General features: G+C 46.6%; 5 protein-coding genes. All 5 read left to right on the forward strand.

What is annotated here, in order from left to right; translation table 11 throughout:
- On the forward strand, positions 1-394 hold a 394-nt coding region (locus QXE01_12000; protein MEM4971961.1), incomplete at its 5' end, for an endonuclease V.
- 95 nt (positions 395-489) lie between these two features.
- Positions 490-1,023 carry a cob(I)yrinic acid a,c-diamide adenosyltransferase gene (locus QXE01_12005; protein ID MEM4971962.1) on the forward strand — a complete coding sequence of 178 codons (534 nt, stop codon included), beginning with the start codon at positions 490-492 and terminating at the stop codon, positions 1,021-1,023.
- Positions 1,014-1,886: an N-glycosylase/DNA lyase gene (locus QXE01_12010; GenBank protein ID MEM4971963.1), complete on the forward strand. Its 873-nt coding sequence runs from the start codon at positions 1,014-1,016 to the stop codon at positions 1,884-1,886. The genes QXE01_12005 and QXE01_12010 overlap by 10 nt, the downstream gene beginning before the upstream one ends.
- A 112-nt stretch (positions 1,887-1,998) precedes the next feature.
- Positions 1,999-3,441, forward strand: a complete 1,443-nt coding sequence (locus tag QXE01_12015; protein ID MEM4971964.1) for a transposase — start codon at positions 1,999-2,001, stop codon at positions 3,439-3,441.
- A 243-nt stretch (positions 3,442-3,684) separates the two neighbouring features.
- Positions 3,685-3,883 (forward strand): hypothetical protein (locus QXE01_12020; protein ID MEM4971965.1); only part of this gene is annotated, 199 nt, incomplete at its 3' end.

Here is a 3,883-nt window from a genome sequence, read left to right on the forward strand (position 1 = left end):
TTTAATGGTTAACGGCCACGGGCTTGCCCATCCAAGGAGATGTGGTATTGCAAGCTATCTAGGGGTTGTTCTTAATATGCCATCGATCGGTATTGCTAGGAAGCTCCTCTATGGAGAGCTGAGGAGGGAGGGTGGGAGGGAATACATAGTGGTTGATGGAAGGTATGTAGGTATTGCTATAGGTGGTGGTAGGCATACCATATATATTACTATAGGTAATAAGGTGGATATCGAAGATCTCGAAGCTATAGCCCTTAAAATGATGCCAAAAGAGGGGGAGCTCCCGCTGCCGATCTACTGGGCTGACAGGATATCTAGGCAGATGTCTAGGGGGCTAAGATCTCTTGATAGCTTCTTAAGCCCGGGTAGAGGATCTATAAAGCACTATATATAGCGATCACAATTGAGAGCTATTCTTTAGAGTTGGGAGGAGGTTAGAAATCCTCAACCCTCTAAATATCCCCCAGGTACATAGTGTGTGGTGCCCATATGAAGAGGGTTCACAGTGGTGATGATGGCTATACATATATAATGTATGGCGAGAGGGTTGCTAAGGAAGATGATGTCGTAGAGCTCCTAGGATCTGTTGATGAGCTGAACTCCCTCATAGGTGTTGTGCGAAGCCTAAAACCTCCTGAGGATGTGGAGAAGCTCCTTAGAAGGCTTCAGGAGATACTCTTTAGACTGGGAAGCGATGTTGCAACACCAATAGCTAAGCTTACAAAGCCTAGGATCGAGGATGAAGATCTAAGGTGGGTTGAGGAGAAGACTAAGGAGTATTGGGAGAAGATCCCAGAGCCGAGGCTTGTCTTCGTATACCCCTCAGGAGATCCTGCAGCATCAATGCTCCACCTAGCGAGAACAGTATGTAGGAGGGCTGAGAGGATCGCCTCAAGGCTATACCATTCTAATAGACTCCTCAAGCAACACCTTGTCCTCCTAAACAGGATCTCGGATCTATTGTTCGTTCTAGCGAGGTATACAAACCATGCTAGGGGTGTGAAGGAGGAGCTATGGCCATAAAGATCAACGAGCATAGGGTTGAAGTGGTTGGGAAAACCCTTGCCAAGCTGGGCTTAGAAGCTATATACGCCATAGAAGAGGGGGATCCCCAGTACAGGGCTCTAGAGTCTCTTGTAAAAAGGCTTGGGGACTGCTCATCAGCATCTCTACTAGTAGTTCTAAACGCCCTTGTAGCATATCAACTCTCAACACCTGGTGAGGATTATTGGTGGGAATTCGCTAGATACCCTTTTAAACCGGGTAGCCCTGACGAGCTTGTAAGGGACTTTATATCCTTTCTCAATACTTCTAAGGGGAATGTTGCTGCAAGGGATAAGAAGATCTCTAGGATTAAGAGGCTTGTTTCAACACAGACACATATAGAGATCTATGTTAAAGCCCCAGATCTCTTTAAAAACCTTGAAAAACTCAGAGAGATCCTTGCTAGAGGCCTCGATAAAGAGGGCTCGGAGAAAACCATAGTGTTTGCCGTTAAAATGCTATACTATGTAGCAAGGATATGTGGCTCAAAGCCCAGACCCTCAACAGCTATAGAGATACCTATCGATAGAAGGGTAGCTGGGGTAACATACACCTCTGAGATAGCCGATACACAGGCAAGAGATCCTGTTGAGGAGATCATGAGGAACTATAGAGAAGCGCAGAGAGCGTGGAAAAGGGTATCAGAGATCTCCGGGATACCTATGATTAACCTCGACTCCCTCATATGGCTCTGTGGCAAGCATGTGAAAGAGGAGGATAGGGTTGAGAAGGCATACAACGAGATCAAGGCCTATGCGAGGAGGAAGATAGATGAGAAGGCCTTGAGAGAAGCGATATCAGAGCTCCTAAGGAGAAAGCTAGCCGCTTCCAGAGAGCTTTAATGAATAGAGGAAACCAATGATATAAATAGTATAAATAGTTGGCAAGCCTCGCCTTTAAAGGCGGGGTTGTGTTTTTATGTTTTTGTTTCGGTATATGTTAGGGGTCTCTGGGGTGGTGGGTCGATCTCGTGCTGGGATGAGGGGCGGGGGCCGACTATCCCCCGCAATACCCACCATCTCGGAGGCCCCCACCTCCAATATGAGGACGAATGTCGTCTGTCTACTGCTAAACGGCTACCAGCACAGGAAGCTGCTGTGGCTAGCTGATGTCTGTGCTAGGTTGTATAATGAGGTGAACTATGAGAGGAGGCAGCAGTTCTTCAGTAAACAGAAAGTAGACTTTGAGGGGACGTATAGGAGGTACTATGAGAAGTATAGAAATGTTCTAGGTGTTAATGCCCAGGCTGTTATTCAGAAGAATAACGAGGCCTGGGCTAGCTTCTTCTCACAGCTAAAGGCCATGAAGGAGGGGAGGCTACCTCCCTTCATAAAGAAGATCAGCCCGCCTGGGTATTGGAAGGATAGAGAGAGCAAGGAAAGAAGGAAGATCATAGTGATCAGGCAAGACCGCTACGAGGTCGATGTTAAGAGGAAGAAGCTGATCCTTAAGGACTTTGGCATGGAGATCGATTTCGTGGGGGAGATCAGGTGGTATGGGAAGCAGGGTAGGCTGGAGATCATATATGACGATGCTGTCAATAGGTGGTACGCACACATACCAGTCGAGGTCGGTGTAGAGACAACAAAGAATGGCAATAAAGCCAAGCACATTGTCAGAGGCGAGAGAAAATCGATCCAGATTGCCTCTCCAAAAGGTGATAGGATAGCCTCGATTGATCTTGGCATCAATGTTATGGCAAGCGTTGTAGTTGATGACGGTACCTGGCTCCTGTACAAGGGTGCCAGGGCCAAGCAGGACTACTTCTACTTCGAGAAGAGGATAGCAGGGATACAATCTCTAGAAGCCATAGCAAGGAATATAGGTGAGCTTGAGGCGGCGGAGGAGCTTGCTAGGGAGAGGAGGAGGCTGTTCAGAAAGCTTCGGAGGAGGCTATTACACCTATACAGGACTATGGCCTCCCACCTAGTCAAAACTTTACACGATCTCGGGGTATCAACGATATACATAGGATATCCATATAACATATCACAGGATAATGGCAATAAGTTTAGTGTGAATATCTGGTCATACCACAGGCTAATCCAAACAATCGAGCTCAAGGCACAGGAATACGGGATGAGGGTATTCGAGGTAATAGAGTATGGCACATCAAGCAGATGTGCATACCACAACATTGATGTTAAGAGGAAGCCAAGAGGAGTGGTGACATGCCCACTAGGACATAAGCTTCATAGCGATCTGAACGGAGCACTAAACATAATGAGGATAGCAACAGGGAAAACACCTATGCATATAAAGAAACCACTATCCTACATCGTACACCACAACGGAGTAGCCCCCACAAAGGGGGGTAACACCCGAGACCCCAGTGAAACCTCGCCCTTCAGGGCGGGGAAGGGGTCATTACTTGGTAGATGTAGAGATGCTATATAGGCTTAGCGGGTTTGTCTAGCTTGTCCCAGAGGGTTTTCGACCTTCTTCCCTCCCTAGAGGGCGAGGCCTTCAAATGTAATGGTATATGGGAGGGGCTTGGCCCTTATATCTGAAGATCCCTCCTTTTAAGGAGGAGGAAGAGATCTAGATCTAGTGATATGGTAGTGAGATAATCTATATAAATCTGTGGGAGAGATATTGTGAGGAACCTCAAGCACGGGATAGATCCTATGTGAGTATGGCTTGGAGGGGATCATTATAAGGCTCGATCGAAAGGTTGCTGTATTAACAATTATTTTCATCATCGTTGGAATGATCTATGTGTTTAGCGTAAATGTTGTATGGTATACAAGCTATACAGCACCCTTGCTAGCCCTATCTACTAAGATATGCAGGGGAGAGGTATTTCTTGATGAGAGCTACTCTATATATGTAGATGTTG

Source organism: Sulfolobales archaeon, assembly GCA_038897115.1.
Taxonomy (GTDB): domain Archaea; phylum Thermoproteota; class Thermoprotei_A; order Sulfolobales; family AG1; genus AG1.

What these genes read in the sequence shown, in the direction of transcription:
- QXE01_12010 (MEM4971963.1), top strand. Translation starts at nt 1,014, where the DNA reads ATGGCCATAAAGATCAACGAGCATAGGGTTGAAGTGGTTGGGAAAACC.
- QXE01_12005 (MEM4971962.1), top strand. Translation starts at nt 490, where the DNA reads ATGAAGAGGGTTCACAGTGGTGATGATGGCTATACATATATAATGTAT.